The sequence below is a fragment of the Micromonospora echinospora genome, assembly GCF_900091495.1.
Classification (GTDB): Bacteria; Actinomycetota; Actinomycetes; order Mycobacteriales; family Micromonosporaceae; genus Micromonospora; species Micromonospora echinospora.
On sequence record NZ_LT607413.1, the window covers coordinates 7108137 to 7123740 of the forward strand.

Genomic DNA, 15604 nt, shown 5'->3' on the forward strand with positions numbered 1-15604 from the left:
GGTTGTCCGGCCTTCCGGTCAGTTCTCGCGGATGCGCTGCACCGGGTCGACGACCGGCTGCTGCGGCGGAGCCTGGTACGGCTGGCCGGTGTGGGGCGCCTGCTGCGGGTGCGGGGCGTACGGCGCCTGCTGGGCGGCCTGCGGCGGCAGCGGCTGGTAGCCGGCCTGGGCGTCCGCCTTCTCGGCGAGGTCGCGGTCGTTGTCGTCGTGCAGGCTCTTGGTTTCCGCCTTGATGATGCGCAACGACCGACCCAGCGAACGGGCCGCGTCGGGGAGCCGCTTCGCGCCGAAGAGCAGGATCAGCACGACCACGAGTACGGCGATGTGCCACGGCTTGAGGGCACCCATGGGAAGCTCCAGTCGCTCTGTGTGTCGGGGTGGTGTGTCGCAGCCCATCGTACGTGCGCTGCGAGCTTCCGCCACCCGCCGGGCCACTGGCTGTGCGGTCCGGTCGGTGAAGTCTCGACCAACCCCCGGTGTCCCGTCAACCGTCCCGGGCAACCCTCTCCGCAGCTCACGAGTGAGCGTCGAGTGCCGGTCAGTCGGCGTCGAGTGCCGGTCAGTCGCCGCGCCGTGCCTTGATCAGCTCGACCCGCTGCTGGGCGACGGCGATCTGCCGCTGCAATCCCTCGGCCCGCTCCTGGAGCACCTCGGCGGTCGACTGGAGCGCCTCGGCCTGCGCCTGCCGCTGTTGCAGGGCCAGCGCCGCCCGGCGCAGCCGGGGCAGGCGGGCCAGCACCGGCCGGACGGCCAGCGCCAGCACGACCAGCGGGACGAGCACCACCGCGAGCACGATCCACTTCACCACGGCGGTCAGCCTACTGCCTGCCCGGGTCACCCGCCGGGCTGGCCGCGCCCGCCACCCCGGCCACCACCGCCGGCACGTCGACGGCGGAAGCCGGCACCCCGGCGGCCGGGTCCGGCACGTCGATGGCCGGTCCGGCGGCCCCGGCGAGGGAGCCGGCCGCGTCGTCCACCGCTGGGGTGGCGTACGCGTCGAGGGCGGCCAGCGCTTGGGCACGCACCTGCTCGGCCAGCTCCACCGGGGCCACCACGGTCGCCTCCGGGCCGAGCCCGAGCACGAAACGACGGGCCCAGCCCAGGTCGGTGACGCGCAGCGAGACCAGCCAGTGGTCCCCCTCGCCCGCCTCCACCCGCTCGCACGGGTAGTACTCCGTGATCCACCGCTCCCGGCGACCGATCCGCAGGGTGATCAGCGGCAGGTCCGCCGACGGGCGGAACACCCCGCCGGTGAGGTCGTACGGGCGGGCCTGAGGCGGCACCGCCACCGGCTCGTCCAGCTCGGTGACCGCGTCGATCCGGTCGGCCCGGAACAGCCGGACCGCCTCGGCCCGGCGGCACCACGCCTCCACGTACGCCCGGCCGCCGACCATCAGCATCCGCAGCGGGTCGACGACCCGCTCGGTGGTCTCGTCCCTTGCCGCCGTGTAGTAGGTGATCCGCAGCGCCCGGCCGCCCTCCACCGCCGCGCGCAGCGCCTCGACCCGCTCGCTGTCGCCGGGCAGCCGAACGGCGACTGGCGCGCCGACAGTGTCCCCGGCCGCGTCCTCGATCTTGGCGAGGGCCCGCTCGACCGCCTCCCGGTTGGCCACCCCCGGCGTCTCGGCGAGCATCCGCAACGCCACGACCAGCGCCAACGCCTCGTCCGGCGTCAGCCGCAACGGCCGGTCGATGCCGGCGTCGTAGGTGATGGTCACCCGGTCGCCGTCGAACGCCATGTCGATCAGGTCACCGGGACCGTAGCCGGGCAGCCCGCACACCCAGAGCAGCTCCAGATCCTCCCGGATCTGCCGTTCGGTCACCCCGAGGTCCCCCGCCGCCTCGGCGATCTCGATGCCCGGCCGGGCCAGAAGGTAGGGCACCAGGTTCAGCAGTCGGGCCAGCCGGTCGGCCGAGGCACGCGAACCGGTCGGGCGGGTGGCGGTACGACTCACCGGGCACCTCCGCTCGTCGCGACCTCGTCGTGCCGGGCCGCGACCTCCTTCAGTCGTTGGATGACCGCCTCCCGCACCTCCGGCGGGCTGAGCACCCGCACGTCCGGGCCGTACCCGACGAGCTGGCCGGCCAGCGACTCCGGGTCGGCGTACGGCAGGACCAGCCGGTCCCCGTCCGGCCCGGTGCTGCCCCCGACCGCCCAGCGGCGCAGCCCGGCGGCCCGGCCCGGGGCGACCAGGACGGTGGCCCGGCCGGTCCGCTCCACCGGCCCGGACCAGCGGGCGACGTGGCTGATCAGATCGACCTCCGGCGGGGTGTACGCGCCGGGGCGGCCGGTGACCCGGACCGCGCCGACCACCCGGGAGAGCCGGAAGCAGCGGGTGGCCTCCCGCTCCAGGTCGTGGCCGACCACGTACCACCGGCCCCGCCAGCAGACCACGCCCCACGGCTGGAGCCGGCGGGTGGCGGGCGCGTCACCGTCGGGGGTGCGGTAGTCGAAGCTCACCTCGCGCCGGTCCCGCGCGGCGGCGGTCAGCGGCGCGAACGCCGGGTCCACCGTGACCATCGGCTCCAGGCCGAGGGTGGCCTGCGGGTCCACGTCCACGCCGGCGGCGCGCAGCTTCGCCAGCCCCGAGGAGGCGGCGGCGGCCAGCCCGGCGTGCTGCCACAGTCGGGCCGCGATGCCCACCGCGGCGGCCTCGTCCGGTTCGAGCGGGATGTCGGGCAGCGCGTACTCGCGGTGGGCGATCCGGTAACCCGGCTCGGTGTCGAAGACACTGGCGGTCCCGGTCTCCAGCGGCACGCCCAGCTCCCGCAACTCGGCCTTGTCCCGCTCGAACTTGCGCTGGAAGGCCTCGTGGTCGCGGACGTCGTCCGGATCGTGTTCGTAGCCGGGCACCGTCGCGGCGATCTGCGCGGCGGTGAGGAACCGTCGCGTGGACAGCAGGCAGATCACCAGGTTGACCAGGCGCTCGGTACGGGTCCGCGACACGTGCAAGACGCTAGCAGCCCGCCGACCCCCGCAGACCGCGCACCCACACGGGCGGCGCGGCGCCGTCGGTCGCCCCGCCCGGGTGCTGGCGGCGGTCCCGGGCCGTCGGGTGGTAGCAGGGGACCCCTCCTCATCGAAAAGCGGTAACAGGGGGCCCTTCCTACCGTCGCGGGCCGACAGCCGGCGACCGGGCGGGCGCCGACCATAGGGTGGGCCCATGGCGGAAGCCGCAGCCAGGACCGAGAGTGTCGGCACGGTTGTCGTGGCCGGGGCCGCGAACCTCGCCATCGCCGTGGCCAAGCTCGTCGCCGGGCTGCTGTCCGGCTCGGCGGCGATGCTCTCCGAGGCCGTCCACTCGCTCGCCGACACCACCACCGAGGTGCTGCTCTACACCGCCCTGCGGCGGGGCGCGCGCCCCGCCGACCCCCGGCACCCCTTCGGGTACGGCAAGGAGAGCTACGTCTGGGCGCTGCTCGCCGCGTTGTTCACCTTCGTGGCCGGGGCCGGTTTCGCCGTCACCCACGGGGTCACCACGATCCTCGTTCACGAGCACCGCGGCGACTACCTCGCGTCGTACGTCGTGCTCGCCGTCTCGTTCGTCATCGAGTCGGTCTCACTGGCCCGCGCGGCGCGGCAGGTCCGCCGGGAGTCACGCCGCTGGCGTACCAGCCCGCGCCACTTCCTGCGGATGACCGCGGACACCACCGTCAAGGCGGTCTTCCTGGAGGACAGCGCCGCGCTGGTGGGGCTGCTGCTGGCCGCGTTCGGCGTGGGCCTGTCCCAGCTGACCGGCGAGGAGGTCTACGACGGGATCGCCTCGATCCTGATCGGGCTGCTGCTCCTGGTCGTCGCCACCATCCTGGCGTACAGCAACGTCTCCCTGCTGGTCGGCCGGTCGGTGCCGGGGCGGATCCGGCGCGAGATCGAGGACGAACTCGTCGGCCTGCCCACGGTGCGGCGGGTCGACACCCTGCTCACCATGCAGCTCGGTCCGGCCGACGTGCTGGTCGCCGCCAAGGTCGACTTCTCGGACGACGCGACCGGCGCGGACATCGAGGCCGCGGCGGACGCGGCCGAGCGGCAACTCACCGGACGCTACCCCGAGATCCGGTACGTCTTCCTCGACCCGACCCGGGCGCGCCCCGGGACGGCCGACCCCGCCCCGGACCCCGACGAGCCGCCGCCGGGGACCTGACCAGCCACGGGTACGAACGGCGGGTACCCGGGCGTGGACCATCGGCCGGACGCCGATAGCGTGCCCGTCATGGTGCGATGGCGGACGGCGACGGTCACGGCACTACGGCGCCGGTGGCACGGCGCGACGGAACTCGACGTGGTCCTGCCCGACGGGGCCACCATGCGGGCGCTGGCCTACCCGGAGCTGGTCGGCGAGCCGGAGCCCGGTGACCGGGTGCTGCTCAACGTCGGCGCGCTGCTGATGGGGCTCGGCACCGGCGGGTACGCGCTCGTCGTCGCCCTGCCCGACCGGCTGCCCGAAGACCCGCCGCAGGCCGCCACCCGCGACGCCGGGCATCTAGTCAAGGCCCGCTACACCCCGCTGCAACCGATCCTGCTCGGGGTCGACGAGGAGGCCTCCCCGCACCACCCGCTGCTCGCCGACGCCGACGACCTGGCCGGCATGCCGGTGGTCACCGCCGACCTGCACTCCGCGCTCCCGGCGATCCTCGCCGGGGTGCACGCCGACCGTCCCGACTGCCGGGTCGCCTACCTGCTCACCGACGGCGGGGCGCTGCCCGCCTGGTTCTCCCGCACCCTCGCCGGGCTGCGCGGGCGCCTAGCCGGCACGATCAGCGTCGGGCAGGCCTTCGGCGGCGACCTGGAGGCGAGCACCCTGCACACCGGGCTGCTGGCCGCCCGGCACGTCCTGCACGCCGACGTCGCCGTCGTCGCCCAGGGGCCGGGGAACCTGGGCACCGGCACCCGGTGGGGCTACTCCGGGGTGGCCGTCGGCGAGGCGGTCAACGCGGTCGCCGTCCTCGGCGGGCGGCCGGTCGGCTCGCTGCGGATCTCCGACGCGGACCCGCGTCCCCGGCACCGGGGGGTATCCCACCACAGCCTCACCGCGTACGGCCGGGTCGCGCTCGCCCCGGCTGAGCTGGTCGTCCCGGACGGCCTCGCCCCCGCCCTGGACGCCGAGGTCGCGGCGGCGCTGACGCCGCTGGCCGCGCGGCACCGGATCGTCCGGGTCGACACCGACGGGCTGGACGCCGCGCTCCGGGCCAGTGCCGTGCCGCTGTCGACGATGGGACGCGGCCTGGACGCCGACCACGCGTACTTCCTGGCCGCCGCCGCAGCCGGCCGGTACGCCGCCCGCCTGGCCGACTGACCGCCGGACACGGGCATCGACCGCCTGACGCGGGGGGCATCGACCGGACGACGCGGAACGGCCATCGGACAGGCGGAAGCTGGACGACTCAGGCCAGGAACACCAGGGCCAGCCAGCCGCCCACCATCGCCGCCAGCGCGAGCGCGAGCACCCAGGTCGGCACCGTGTACTCGCCGCGCCGGTTCCGCTCGATCTCGTCGCGGATCTTCTGCCGGCGCCGCTCCACCCAGGTCAGGCGCTCGCGGTCCGGCGGTGAGGAGTTGACCATAACCCGGCAAGCGTACCGGGGTGTCCCGACGGCCCCGGTGGGACCCGCCAGGACACCCACCCCGGTCACATGCTGGCGATCAGCCGCTCCACCCGCTCGTCGTACGCCCGGAACGGGTCCTTGCACAGCACGGTGCGCTGCGCCTGGTCGTTGAGCTTGAGGTGCACCCAGTCGACGGTGAAGTCCCGCCGCTTCTCCTGGGCGTGCCGGATGAACTCGCCCCGCAGCCGGGCCCGGGTGGTCTGCGGCGGCGTCTCCTTCGCCTCGAAGATCTCCGGGTCGGTGGTCACCCGGTCGACCTGGCCCCGCCGCTCCAGCAGGGCGTAGAGGCCCCGGCCGCGCCGCAGGTCGTGGTACGCCAGGTCCATCTGGGCGACCCGGGGATGCGACAACGGCAGGTCGTGCTTGCGCTGGTACCGCTCGATCAGCCGGAGCTTGGTCACCCAGTCGATCTCCCGGGCGACCGGCTCCAGGTCACCGGTCTCGACCGCCCGCAGCACCCGGCCCCACAGCTCCACCACCCGCTTGGCGGTCTGGTCACCGCCGCGCCGCTCGACGAACTCGGTCGCCCGGGCGAGGTACTCCTGCTGGATCTCCAGGGCGCTGACTTCCTTGCCCGAGGAGAGCCGCACCTTGCGCCGGCCGGTGATGTCGTGCGACACCTCGCGGATCGCCCGGATCGGGTTCTCCAGGGTGAGGTCCCGCATCACCACGCCGGCCTCGATCATCCGCAGCACGATGTCGGCCGACCCGACCTTCAGCAGCGTGGTGACCTCGTTCATGTTCGAGTCGCCGACGATCACGTGCAGCCGGCGGTACCGCTCGGCGTCGGCGTGCGGCTCGTCCCGGGTGTTGATGATCGGCCGGCTCCGGGTGGTCGCCGACGAGACCCCCTCCCAGATGTGCTCGGCGCGCTGGGACAGGCAGTACACCGCCCCGCGCGGGGTCTGGAGCACCTTGCCCGCCCCGCAGATCAACTGCCGGGTGACCAGGAACGGGATCAGCACGTCGGCCAGCCGCCCGAACTCCCCGTGCCGGGAGACGAGGTAGTTCTCGTGGCAGCCGTACGAGTTGCCGGCCGAGTCGGTGTTGTTCTTGAACAGGTAGATCTCGCCCGCGATGCCCTCGTCGTGCAGTCGCTTCTCCGCGTCGACCAGCAGACCCTCCAGGATCCGCTCGCCGGCCCGGTCGTGGGCGACCAGGTCGACCACCGAGTCGCACTCCGGCGTGGCGTACTCCGGGTGCGAACCGACATCGAGGTAGAGACGGGCACCGTTGCGCAGGAACACATTGCTCGACCGGCCCCACGACACCACCCGACGGAAGAGGTACCGCGCGACCTCGTCAGGGGAGAGCCGCCGCTGGCCCCGGTAGGTACAGGTGACGCCGTACTCGGTCTCGATACCGAAGATTCGCCGCTCCATGATGAGACATTAGCCCCCCACGGCCTGAATTGGGCAGCGCTCGACGGCGGGGTTGTCGCACCCGGTCGTCGGGCCGCCACCATCCGCGCCGAACGCCCGCCCGGTCAGCCCCCGGGCGGGTCGCCGCGGCACCGGGTCGAACCGTCCCCGCCCGCCGGCCCGTGGTCGGGCGTAGAGTTGGCCGACCGTGAGGATCCTCGTCACCGGCGGCGCCGGCTTCATCGGTTCGGCCTACGTGCGGCGCCTGCTGCGCGGCGCCGAGCCGGAGATCACCCCGACCGCCCTGACCGTCCTGGACAGCTTCACCTACGCCGGTACGCGCGGCGCGCTCGCCGCCGTCCGCGCCGACCCCCGGCTGCGGGTGGTCCACGGCGACATCCGGGACGTCGACCTCGTCGAGGGCACCGTGGCCGGGCACGACCTGGTCGTGCACTTCGCCGCCGAGTCCCATGTGGACCGGTCGATCGTCGGGGCGGCGACGTTCGTCAGCGCCAACGTGCTCGGCACCCAGACCCTGCTCGACGCGGCCCTGCGCCACGGGGTCGGACGGTTCGTGCAGGTCTCCACCGACGAGGTCTACGGTTCCGTCGACACCGGTTCGTGGAGCGAGGACGCGCCGCTGGACCCCTCGTCGCCGTACTCCGCCTCCAAGGCGGCGGCGGACCTGCTGGCGCTGGCCTACCACCGCACCCACGGTCTGGACGTGGTGATCACCCGAGGGGCGAACACCTACGGCCCCTACCAGTACCCGGAGAAGCTGGTCCCGCTCTTCGTCACCAACCTCGTCGACGGGCAGCCGGTGCCGCTCTACGGCGACGGGCGGAACGTCCGGGACTGGATGCACGTCGACGACCACTGCCACGGCATCGCCCTCGCCCAGCGGCACGGCCGGGCCGGACGGGTCTACCACCTCGGCGGCGGCACCGAGCTGACCAACCGGGAGATGACCGGCCGGATCCTCGCCGCCTGCGGGGCCGGCTGGGACCGGGTACGCCAGGTCGCGGACCGCAAGGGCCACGACCGGCGCTACTCGCTCGACACCACCCGCAGCCGCCAGGAACTGGGGTACGCCCCCCGGGTCGACCTGACGACCGGGCTGGCCGCCACGGTCGACTGGTACCGGTCGAACCGGGCCTGGTGGCGGCCGTTGAAGCTGGCCCGGTGAACCGGTGTCGACCTGGTGACGGCCGAAGCCGCCCCGGGGCGGGCCGTCGCCGGCCCGCCCGACCCGTCGGCGACCGTCTCAGCCGCCGGCCCGGATCACGCCTCCGCCGAGCCGGTGGACTCCTCCGGAGTGGCCTCGGTGGTCTGCCCCTCCAGGTCGGCCGAGCCGGCCGAGGTGGTCGGCTTCCCCGCCGGGGCCGCCGGCGGCTTCGGCGTCTCCGCCCGGGCCGAACCGGCCGGCTCCTCGCCACCGTCGAGCAGCGCGGTCAGCGCCGCCCCGGTGATCCGGCGGAAGGTCCGCCCGACCCGGCCACGGTCCAGCACCGCCACTTCGAGCTGGTTCGCGGCGATGGTCCGCGCCGCGCCCCCCTCGCCACCGACGCTGCCGAGGGCCTTCACCGCGACCTTGACCGCCTCGCCGAGGGACATGTCCGGGCGGTGCTCCGACTTGAGCACGCCGGAGATGGCCTCCGCCTGGCCGCCCATCGCCATCCGGCCCGGCTCGTCGTTCACCGAACCGTCGTAGGTGAGCCGGTAGAGCTCGTCCTGCTCCGCCGAGGAGCCCACCTCGGCGACGCAGATCTCCACCTCGAACGGCTTCGACTGCTCGGTGAAGATCGCGCCGAGGGTCTGCGCGAACGCGTTGGCCAACGCCCGGCCGGTCACGTCCCGCCGGTCGTAGCTGAGGCCGTTGAGGTCGGCCATCCGCACCCCGGCGCGCCGCAGGTTCTCGAACTCGTTGTACCGGCCGACGGCGGCGAAGCCGATCCGGTCGTAGATCTCACTGACCTTGTGCAGGGCGCTGGAGAGGTTCTCCGCGACGAAGAGCACCCCGCCCGCGTAGCTCAGGACCACCGCGCTCCGCCCCCGGGCGATGCCCTTGCGGGCCAGCTCGGAGCGGTCGCGCATGATCTGCTCGGGCGAGGCGTAGAACTGCATGGCCACGACGGCGGTTCTCCTTCAGGCGCTGTGCTGACGGCTTCTGGTTGCTGCTGGGTGGGAAGCGGGGTCAGCCGCCCGGGTTCTCCATCCGGCCCGCCACGACGCTCTCGGCGAGGGCGGCGGTCTCCTCGGCGGTGAGCCGGTGGGTCCCCTCCGCCGTCGCGGTCATCACCACCGGGTAGATCCGGCGGGTCAGGTCCGGGCCGCCGGTGGCGGTGTCGTCGTCGGCCGCGTCGTAGAGCGCCTCCACCGCGAGCCGGGTCGCGTCGGCGACGGAGAGACCGGCGCGGAACCGCTTCTTCAGGGCGGACCGGGCGAAGATCGAGCCCGAGCCGATGGCGTCGTAGCCGGTCTCCTCGTAGGGGCCACCGGTGACGTCGAAGCTGAAGATCCGACCGGCCCGGGCCGGGTCCGGCGCGGCCAGGTCGAAGCCGGCGAAGAGCGGGATCACCGCGAGACCCTGCATGGCCGCGCCCAGGTTGCCCCGGATCATCGCGGCGAGCCGGTTGGCCTTGCCGTCGAGCGAGAGCATCGCGCCCTCGATCTTCTCGTAGTGCTCCAGCTCCACCTGGAACAGTCGCATCAGCTCGATGCCGATGCCCGCGGTGCCGGCGATGCCGACCAGCGAGTACGCGTCCGCCGGGTGCACCTTCTCGATGTCCCGCTGGGCGATCAGGTTACCCATGGTGGCCCGCCGGTCGCCGGCCATCACCACGCCTCCGTCGGCCACGATGGCCACGATGGTCGTCGCGTGCGGCGCGAGGTCGGCGGCCATGCCCGGCGGCAGCGGCCGTCGCCCGGGCAGCAGCTCCGGCGCCACCCGACTCAGAAACTGGGTGAAGGAGGACGTCCCCGCGTTGGTGAACACATCTGGTAGACGCCCGGATGGATCAAAACCCGCTGCCACGTGGTTCCTCTCAGGTACGTGATCGCCCCGGCCAGGCGTGACTGGTCGTCACGGAACTGACCAAGACCACCGTTGCAGTTGAAGCAGAGTATCCCGCGTACCCACCCGTTGCGGTGATCGTGGTCCACATGTTGCGGCCCCGGGGTGCCACAGATCGCGCAGACCCCGCCCTGCTCGGCCAGAAGCTCGTCGAACTCCTTCTGCCCGATGCCGTACCGCTGCCGCAGGTGGTGCTCCCTGTTCCCGCCGTAGAGCCGCTTCTTTGTCTCCCGGGCCCTCGTGTTGTGACAGGGTTTGCAGTATGTGGCGTACCCCGAACTGTCCGAGCGGTTACGAGGAAATTCGGCCAACATCTTGACGGTCCCGCAGTCGGCGCAGAAGCGGTGCCCCTCGGGAACCTCCCGTGGCGACTTCACCTGTCGGCCCTGCTGCTCCCGCACCCGCTTCGCATAGCTAGCTTTGGAACGCTGGTTGAAACAGGGCTTGCAGTAGGTGCCGCGACCACTTGGGCGCTTGCTGCTGGCACAGAACTCGTCCAGCAGCTTCCACTCCCCGCAGTCACGGCAGCGACGTCGACCGTCGCAGTCATCCAAAGGTACCGGCATGTCCGATTTGCCGCAGAATGGTCACTGACCTCCTTTTTGTATGTAACCCCTCACGAACTCTTCGGCGTTTTCTTCGAGGACGGAGTCGATCTCGTCGAGCAGGTCGTCGACGTCCTCGGTGATCTCGGCGTGCCGCTCGGCGACCTCCGGGTTCGCCTCGGTGGTGACGTCCTCGATCTCCTCGCCCTGGCGCCCCTTGCCCGACTGGGACTGGCCGCCGCTGTCACGAGTAGCCATGTGGTGCCTCCTCCACGATCGCTTGCCAGAAACTTACCTCGCGGGAGCGACGAAAACCGGCCGCGCGACCGGCTTTCGCCACCGACCGCCGACTCAGCCGCCGGTCAACGTCTCCAGCAGGTCCTTCGCGCTCTCGCAGCGGTCGAAGAGCGCGCCGACGTGTCGCCGCGTGCCCCGCTCGGGCTCCATCATCGGCACCCGCACCAGCGACTCGCGGCCGACGTCGAAGATCACCGAGTCCCAGCTCGCCGCGACCACCTCGGAGGGGTACTGGGCCAGGCAGCGACCCCGGAAGTAGGCCCGGGTGTCCTCCGGCGGCTCGGTCATCGCCGTACGGGTCTCCTCGTCGGTCAGCAGCGTCTTCATCGACCCCCGGGACACCAGCCGGTGGTAGAGGCCCTTCTCCGGCCGCACGTCGGAGTACTGGAGGTCGACGAGCTGGAGCTTGTGCGAGCCCCAGCCGAGCTTCTCCCGCTCCCGGTAGCCCTCCAGCAGCCGCAGCTTCGCCACCCAGTCCAGCTCGTCGGCGCAGAGCATGACGTCCCGGCCGAGCCGGTCGAGCACGCTCTCCCAGCGGTTGAGCACGTCGTCGGTCTGCTCGTCGGTGTCGCAGCCGTACCGGTCGTCCACGAAGGACCGGACCCGCTCGTAGTACGCCCACTGGAGGTCCAGGGCGGTCAGCCGCCGGCCGTCGCGCAGCCGCATCCGGTGGGTCAGCGACGGGTCGTGGCTGACCGCGCGCAGCTCGCTGACCGGATCGGCGATGCCCAGGTCGGGGCCGAGCGCCTTCTCCTCGATCATGGTCAGGATCAGGGCGGTGGTGCCGACCTTCAGGTACGTGGAGATCTCCGAGAGGTTGGCGTCCCCGATGATGACGTGCAGCCGGCGGTACTTGTCGGCGTCGGCGTGCGGCTCGTCCCGCGTGTTGATGATGGGCCGCTTGAGGGTGGTCTCCAGCCCCACCTCGACCTCGAAGAAGTCGGCACGCTGGGAGATCTGGAAACCGCTCTGCCCGCCGTCCTGGCCGATGCCGACCCGGCCCGCCCCGCAGACGATCTGCCGGGTGACGAAGAACGGCGTCAGGTACGCCACGATGTCGGCGAAGGGCGTCTGCCGGCGCATCAGGTAGTTCTCGTGCGCACCGTAGCTGGCGCCCTTGTTGTCGGTGTTGTTCTTGTAGAGGTGGATCGGGTGGGTGCCGGGGATGGTGGCCGCCCGACGGGCCGCCTCGGCCATCACCCGCTCCCCCGCCTTGTCCCAGCGGACCACGTCCCGGGGGGTGGTCACCTCGGGGGTGGAGTACTCCGGATGGGCGTGGTCGACGTAGAGGCGCGCGCCGTTGGTCAGGATGACGTTGGCCAGGCCGAGGTCCTCGTCGGCGAGCGCCTCCGCCGGGTCGTAGGCGGCGCCGGAGTAGGTGAAGCCACGGGCGTCGCGCAGGGGCGACTCCTCCTCGTAGTCCCACCGTGCCCGGCCGCCCCGGTTGAGTTCGGGACGTGCGCCGTAGGCGTTGACCACCTGCGACGAGGTGACCATCGGGTTGGCCCCGGCCTGGCCGGGAACGGAGATCCCGTATTCGACCTCGGTGCCCATGATCCGTCGTACGCTCATCGACCTACCCGCTTCGCTCGCCAACGTGCTCCGGTGTCACGTTGAGCGTAGTCGGCGTCACCCGGGAAGTGGGCGTGGCGCATCACCGGGTCGCGGCGTGGTCGATCGTCCCGGAGCACGGCCGGGAACAGCGGGAGCCCGCGGCGCGTCGCGCCGCGGGCTCCCCTGGTCGACGGTCAGAGGTACTGACCGGTGTTACTGGCGGTCTCGATGGAGCGGCCGGACTCGGTGCCCTTGCCGCCGGAGACGAGCGTCCGGATGTAGACGATCCGTTCGCCCTTCTTGCCGGAGATGCGGGCCCAGTCGTCCGGGTTGGTGGTGTTGGGCAGGTCCTCGTTCTCCCGGAACTCGTCGACGCAGGCGTCGAGGAGGTGCTGGAGCCGCAGCCCCTTGCGCCCGGAGGTGAGGAACTCCTTGATGGCCATCTTCTTGCCCCGGTCGACGATGTTCTGGATCATCGCGCCGGAGTTGAAGTCCTTGAAGTAGAGGACTTCCTTGTCGCCGTTGGCGTAGGTGACCTCGAGGAAGCGGTTCTCCTCGGTCTCCGAGTACATCCGCAGCACGACCGCGTCGATCATGGCCGCGACGGTGGCCTGGGGGTCGCTGCCGTGCTCGGCCAGGTCGTCGGCGTGCAGCGGCAGGCCGGAGAGGATGTACTTGGAGAAGATGTCCTTGGCCGCCTCGGCGTCCGGGCGCTCGATCTTGATCTTCACGTCGAGCCGGCCGGGTCGCAGGATGGCCGGGTCGATCATGTCCTCCCGGTTGGAGGCGCCGATCACGATGACGTTCTCCAGTCCCTCCACGCCGTCGATCTCGCTGAGGAGCTGGGGGACGATCGTGTTCTCCACGTCCGAGGAGACACCGGAGCCCCGGGTCCGGAAGATCGAGTCCATCTCGTCGAAGAACACGATCACGGGGGTGCCCTCGCCGGCCTTCTCCCGCGCGCGCTGGAAGATCAGCCGGATGTGCCGCTCGGTCTCGCCGACGTACTTGTTGAGCAGCTCGGGACCCTTGATGTTGAGGAAGAAGCTGGTGTGCTTCTCCTTGCCCTCCCGCTCGGCGATCTTCTTCGCCAGCGAGTTGGCCACGGCCTTGGCGATCAGCGTCTTGCCGCAGCCGGGCGGACCGTAGAGCAGGATGCCCTTGGGCGGGCGGAGCTGGTGCTCACGGAACAGGTCGGCGTGCAGGAAGGGCAGCTCGACCGCGTCGCGGATCTGCTCGATCTGCGAGTGGAGGCCGCCGATGTCGGTGTAGTCGACGTCGGGCACCTCCTCCAGGACCAGCTCCTCGACCTCGCTCTTCGGAATGCGCTCGTACGCGTACGCCGAACGCGGCTCGATCATGAGCGAGTCGCCGGCCCGGATCGGCGAGCCGATCAGGGTATCGGCGAGGTGCACGATCCGCTCCTCGTCGGAGTGCGAGACCACCAGCGCCCGGTCGCCCGGCTCGCCGGCGGGACCCGCCAGCACCTCCTTGAGCATCACGACCTCGCCGACCCGCTCGTAGCCGAACGCGTCGACGATGTTCAACGCGTCGTTGAGCAGGACCTCCTGGCCGCGCCGGAGTTCGGTCGCGTCCAGCGAGGGCGAGACGGCCACCCGGAGCTTGCGGCCGCCGGTGAAGATGTCCACGGTGCCGTCATCGTGCCGGGCGAGGAAGACACCGTAACCGCTGGGCGGCTGCGCCAGCCGGTCGATCTCCTCCTTGAGCGTCACGATCTGCGCGCGAGCCTCCTTGAGGGTGCTCACGAGCCGTTCGTTGTTCTCGGTCAGCCGCGCCAACTGTGCCTGGGTGGCCGCCAGGCGCTCTTCGAGCTGCCGGACGTGTCGGGGGCTCTCGGTCAACTTGCGCCGCACCAGAGCGAGTTCCTCTTGGAGAAACGCGACCTGCGTGGAGAGATCGTGGGCCTCCTTCTCCCACCGTGCGGCGCGCGAGTCCGCGTCGTCGCTGCGTGCCACGTCCCACCTCCCCGGGGGGCTTGAACGTTCTGCCCTAACACTAACCGCTATGAGCCCGATTCGGTCCCACGCAACGCCCTGAACCTTGATCGCCGGGGACGCGGAGGAGGCCGGCCCGGGCGTTCGGGTACCGTCGGGGGCGGAACACAAGAGCATGGGGGTGCAGCGATGGCGGAGGTCGCGACCGACCAGTTGCAGGTCTGGGTGGACCAGGACCTGTGCACGGGCGACGGGCTCTGCGTGCAGTACGCACCGGAGGTCTTCGAGTTCGACGTCGACGGCCTGGCGTACGTCAAGGGCACCGACGGCGAGTTGCGGATGACCCCGGGCGACCGGGTGGACGTCCCCGCCCACCTGCGGCTAGAGGTGATCGACTCGGCGAAGGAGTGCCCCGGCGAGTGCATCCACGTCGTCCGGGACGACGGCGTGGAGATCGCCGGCCCGGACGCCGACTGACCGCACGCCGGGCCGGTTCCGGTCGCCGGCCGGGGCACCCGCCGGCCGCCTCGCCGGGCGGACCGGTCGCGGGGCCGGCGTCGAGCCGGCCTCGAGCGAGCCGCGAGGCGGCCACCAGCGCCCCACGAGTCCGTCCCGGCGCGTCGCCGGCCGGGCGGCGGTCAGAGGACCGGACGACCGACCACCGAGGCGACAATCCGGGCGAAATCCTCCAGTCGGGCGATCTGCCCCGCCCCTCCGTCGTCGAGCGTCTTGCCGAAGCGCAGCGCGTCGTGCCGGGGCGCCCCCACCGCCTCGTCGCCGGGTGGCGCCTCGTCCATCGACGTCAGCAGCAGATAGACGTCGATGCTGTCGACCCGGATCTCGCCGTTGTCGGACCGGGTGAGCCGACGGCGGCAGCCCACCTCGGTGACCGTGGAGACCGGCACCACCCGCAGGGACGACGTCATCGACCCGGGCGGCCCCTCCCCCGGCGGCACGTCCTCGCCGTGCCACAGGATCAGCCGGCTGCCGTCACAGACGACGACCTCCTGCCACACCCCGTTGACCTCGTTGACGAAACGTTCCAGGGTGAAGCCCAGCACGGACGCGCCGCGCAGCACCCCGCCGAGCGCCTCCAGCGCCACGTCGGGATCGCGCAGGTAGGCCCGCGCCGCCGATTCGAGGTCCTGGTACGGCGACCAGTCCGGGAAGACCGCAGGCAGGTCACCGCCGCCGATGCCCGGCCGGCTCATCCCA

At 72.0% G+C, this 15604-nt stretch carries 16 protein-coding genes and 1 pseudogene; 4 read left to right on the plus strand and 13 right to left on the minus strand.

Going from position 1 to position 15604, the window contains the following annotated elements:
- Positions 1-18: 18 nt before the first annotated feature.
- From tatA to GA0070618_RS30190, 4 genes and pseudogenes are all read right to left on the minus strand, one after another.
- Positions 19-348: a Sec-independent protein translocase subunit TatA gene (gene tatA, locus GA0070618_RS30175; protein ID WP_088984663.1), complete on the minus strand. Its 330-nt coding sequence runs from the start codon at positions 346-348 to the stop codon at positions 19-21.
- Between the two features lie 211 nt (positions 349-559).
- Entirely contained in the window at positions 560-808 is a 249-nt protein-coding gene (locus GA0070618_RS30180; protein ID WP_088984664.1) for a hypothetical protein, read from the minus strand.
- Between the two features lie 154 nt (positions 809-962).
- Positions 963-1955, minus strand: a pseudogene (locus GA0070618_RS30185) (helix-turn-helix transcriptional regulator); the annotation flags it as partial.
- The gene (locus GA0070618_RS30190) at positions 1952-2947 is read right to left on the minus strand and encodes a helix-turn-helix transcriptional regulator (protein ID WP_088984665.1); all 996 of its coding nucleotides are present in this window, start codon (positions 2945-2947) and stop codon (positions 1952-1954) included. The pseudogene GA0070618_RS30185 and the gene GA0070618_RS30190, both read right to left, overlap by 4 nt.
- A 217-nt stretch (positions 2948-3164) precedes the next feature.
- Here GA0070618_RS30190 and GA0070618_RS30195 point away from each other — a divergent pair, with 217 nt between their 5' ends.
- Both GA0070618_RS30195 and GA0070618_RS30200 read left to right on the plus strand, forming a co-directional pair.
- Positions 3165-4142: a cation diffusion facilitator family transporter gene (locus tag GA0070618_RS30195; protein WP_088984666.1), complete on the plus strand. Its 978-nt coding sequence runs from the start codon at positions 3165-3167 to the stop codon at positions 4140-4142.
- Between the two features lie 69 nt (positions 4143-4211).
- Positions 4212-5294 carry a DUF3866 family protein gene (locus GA0070618_RS30200; RefSeq protein ID WP_088984667.1) on the plus strand — a complete coding sequence of 361 codons (1083 nt, stop codon included), beginning with the start codon at positions 4212-4214 and terminating at the stop codon, positions 5292-5294.
- An 88-nt stretch (positions 5295-5382) separates the two neighbouring features.
- Here GA0070618_RS30200 and GA0070618_RS30205 read toward each other — a convergent pair whose 3' ends face one another.
- Both GA0070618_RS30205 and pafA read right to left on the minus strand, forming a co-directional pair.
- Positions 5383-5562: a hypothetical protein gene (locus GA0070618_RS30205; RefSeq protein ID WP_088984668.1), complete on the minus strand. Its 180-nt coding sequence runs from the start codon at positions 5560-5562 to the stop codon at positions 5383-5385.
- A gap of 65 nt (positions 5563-5627) precedes the next feature.
- Positions 5628-6986 carry a Pup--protein ligase gene (gene pafA, locus GA0070618_RS30210; RefSeq protein WP_088984669.1) on the minus strand — a complete coding sequence of 453 codons (1359 nt, stop codon included), beginning with the start codon at positions 6984-6986 and terminating at the stop codon, positions 5628-5630.
- 187 nt (positions 6987-7173) lie between these two features.
- On the opposite strand from pafA, the gene rfbB reads away from it, so the two are divergent.
- Positions 7174-8151 (plus strand): dTDP-glucose 4,6-dehydratase, encoded by a 978-nt coding sequence (rfbB, locus tag GA0070618_RS30215; protein ID WP_088984670.1) that lies wholly within the window; start codon positions 7174-7176, stop codon positions 8149-8151.
- Between the two features lie 95 nt (positions 8152-8246).
- Here rfbB and prcA read toward each other — a convergent pair whose 3' ends face one another.
- The 6 genes from prcA to arc all read right to left on the minus strand — a co-directional run bounded on the left by prcA (position 8247) and on the right by arc (position 14410).
- Positions 8247-9095 carry a proteasome subunit alpha gene (gene prcA / locus GA0070618_RS30220; protein WP_088984671.1) on the minus strand — a complete coding sequence of 283 codons (849 nt, stop codon included), beginning with the start codon at positions 9093-9095 and terminating at the stop codon, positions 8247-8249.
- Between the two features lie 64 nt (positions 9096-9159).
- The gene (gene prcB, locus GA0070618_RS30225) at positions 9160-9999 is read right to left on the minus strand and encodes a proteasome subunit beta (protein ID WP_088984672.1); all 840 of its coding nucleotides are present in this window, start codon (positions 9997-9999) and stop codon (positions 9160-9162) included.
- On the minus strand, positions 9918-10604 hold the full coding sequence (locus GA0070618_RS35410) for an endonuclease VII domain-containing protein (RefSeq protein WP_088984673.1): 687 nt from the start codon (positions 10602-10604) through the stop codon (positions 9918-9920). The genes prcB and GA0070618_RS35410 overlap by 82 nt, the downstream gene beginning before the upstream one ends.
- A 21-nt stretch (positions 10605-10625) precedes the next feature.
- Positions 10626-10841 carry a ubiquitin-like protein Pup gene (locus GA0070618_RS30235; RefSeq protein WP_088984674.1) on the minus strand — a complete coding sequence of 72 codons (216 nt, stop codon included), beginning with the start codon at positions 10839-10841 and terminating at the stop codon, positions 10626-10628.
- Positions 10842-10934: 93 nt separating this feature from the next.
- Positions 10935-12452, minus strand: coding sequence for a depupylase/deamidase Dop (gene dop / locus GA0070618_RS30240; protein WP_088984675.1), 1518 nt, complete (start codon positions 12450-12452; stop codon positions 10935-10937).
- Positions 12453-12628: 176 nt separating this feature from the next.
- Entirely contained in the window at positions 12629-14410 is a 1782-nt protein-coding gene (arc, locus tag GA0070618_RS30245) for a proteasome ATPase (protein ID WP_088984676.1), read from the minus strand.
- 168 nt (positions 14411-14578) lie between these two features.
- Between arc and GA0070618_RS30250 the strand changes: the two genes are divergently transcribed.
- Positions 14579-14866, plus strand: coding sequence for a ferredoxin (locus GA0070618_RS30250; RefSeq protein WP_088984677.1), 288 nt, complete (start codon positions 14579-14581; stop codon positions 14864-14866).
- 161 nt (positions 14867-15027) lie between these two features.
- On the opposite strand, the gene GA0070618_RS30255 is transcribed toward GA0070618_RS30250, so the two are convergent.
- On the minus strand, positions 15028-15600 hold the full coding sequence (locus GA0070618_RS30255; RefSeq protein WP_088984678.1) for a hypothetical protein: 573 nt from the start codon (positions 15598-15600) through the stop codon (positions 15028-15030).
- Positions 15601-15604 lie beyond the last annotated feature (4 nt).

Bases quoted from the DNA above. Each gene is read 5' to 3' on its own strand.
- GA0070618_RS30235 (WP_088984674.1), bottom strand. From the start codon at position 10,841: ATGGCTACTCGTGACAGCGGCGGCCAGTCCCAGTCGGGCAAGGGGCGC.
- tatA (WP_088984663.1), bottom strand. From the start codon at position 348: ATGGGTGCCCTCAAGCCGTGGCACATCGCCGTACTCGTGGTCGTGCTG.
- GA0070618_RS35410 (WP_088984673.1), bottom strand. From the start codon at position 10,604: ATGCCGGTACCTTTGGATGACTGCGACGGTCGACGTCGCTGCCGTGAC.
- GA0070618_RS30200 (WP_088984667.1), top strand. From the start codon at position 4,212: ATGGTGCGATGGCGGACGGCGACGGTCACGGCACTACGGCGCCGGTGG.
- GA0070618_RS30255 (WP_088984678.1), bottom strand. From the start codon at position 15,600: ATGAGCCGGCCGGGCATCGGCGGCGGTGACCTGCCTGCGGTCTTCCCG.
- GA0070618_RS30250 (WP_088984677.1), top strand. From the start codon at position 14,579: ATGGCGGAGGTCGCGACCGACCAGTTGCAGGTCTGGGTGGACCAGGAC.
- pafA (WP_088984669.1), bottom strand. From the start codon at position 6,986: ATGGAGCGGCGAATCTTCGGTATCGAGACCGAGTACGGCGTCACCTGT.
- dop (WP_088984675.1), bottom strand. From the start codon at position 12,452: ATGAGCGTACGACGGATCATGGGCACCGAGGTCGAATACGGGATCTCC.
- GA0070618_RS30195 (WP_088984666.1), top strand. From the start codon at position 3,165: ATGGCGGAAGCCGCAGCCAGGACCGAGAGTGTCGGCACGGTTGTCGTG.
- GA0070618_RS30205 (WP_088984668.1), bottom strand. From the start codon at position 5,562: ATGGTCAACTCCTCACCGCCGGACCGCGAGCGCCTGACCTGGGTGGAG.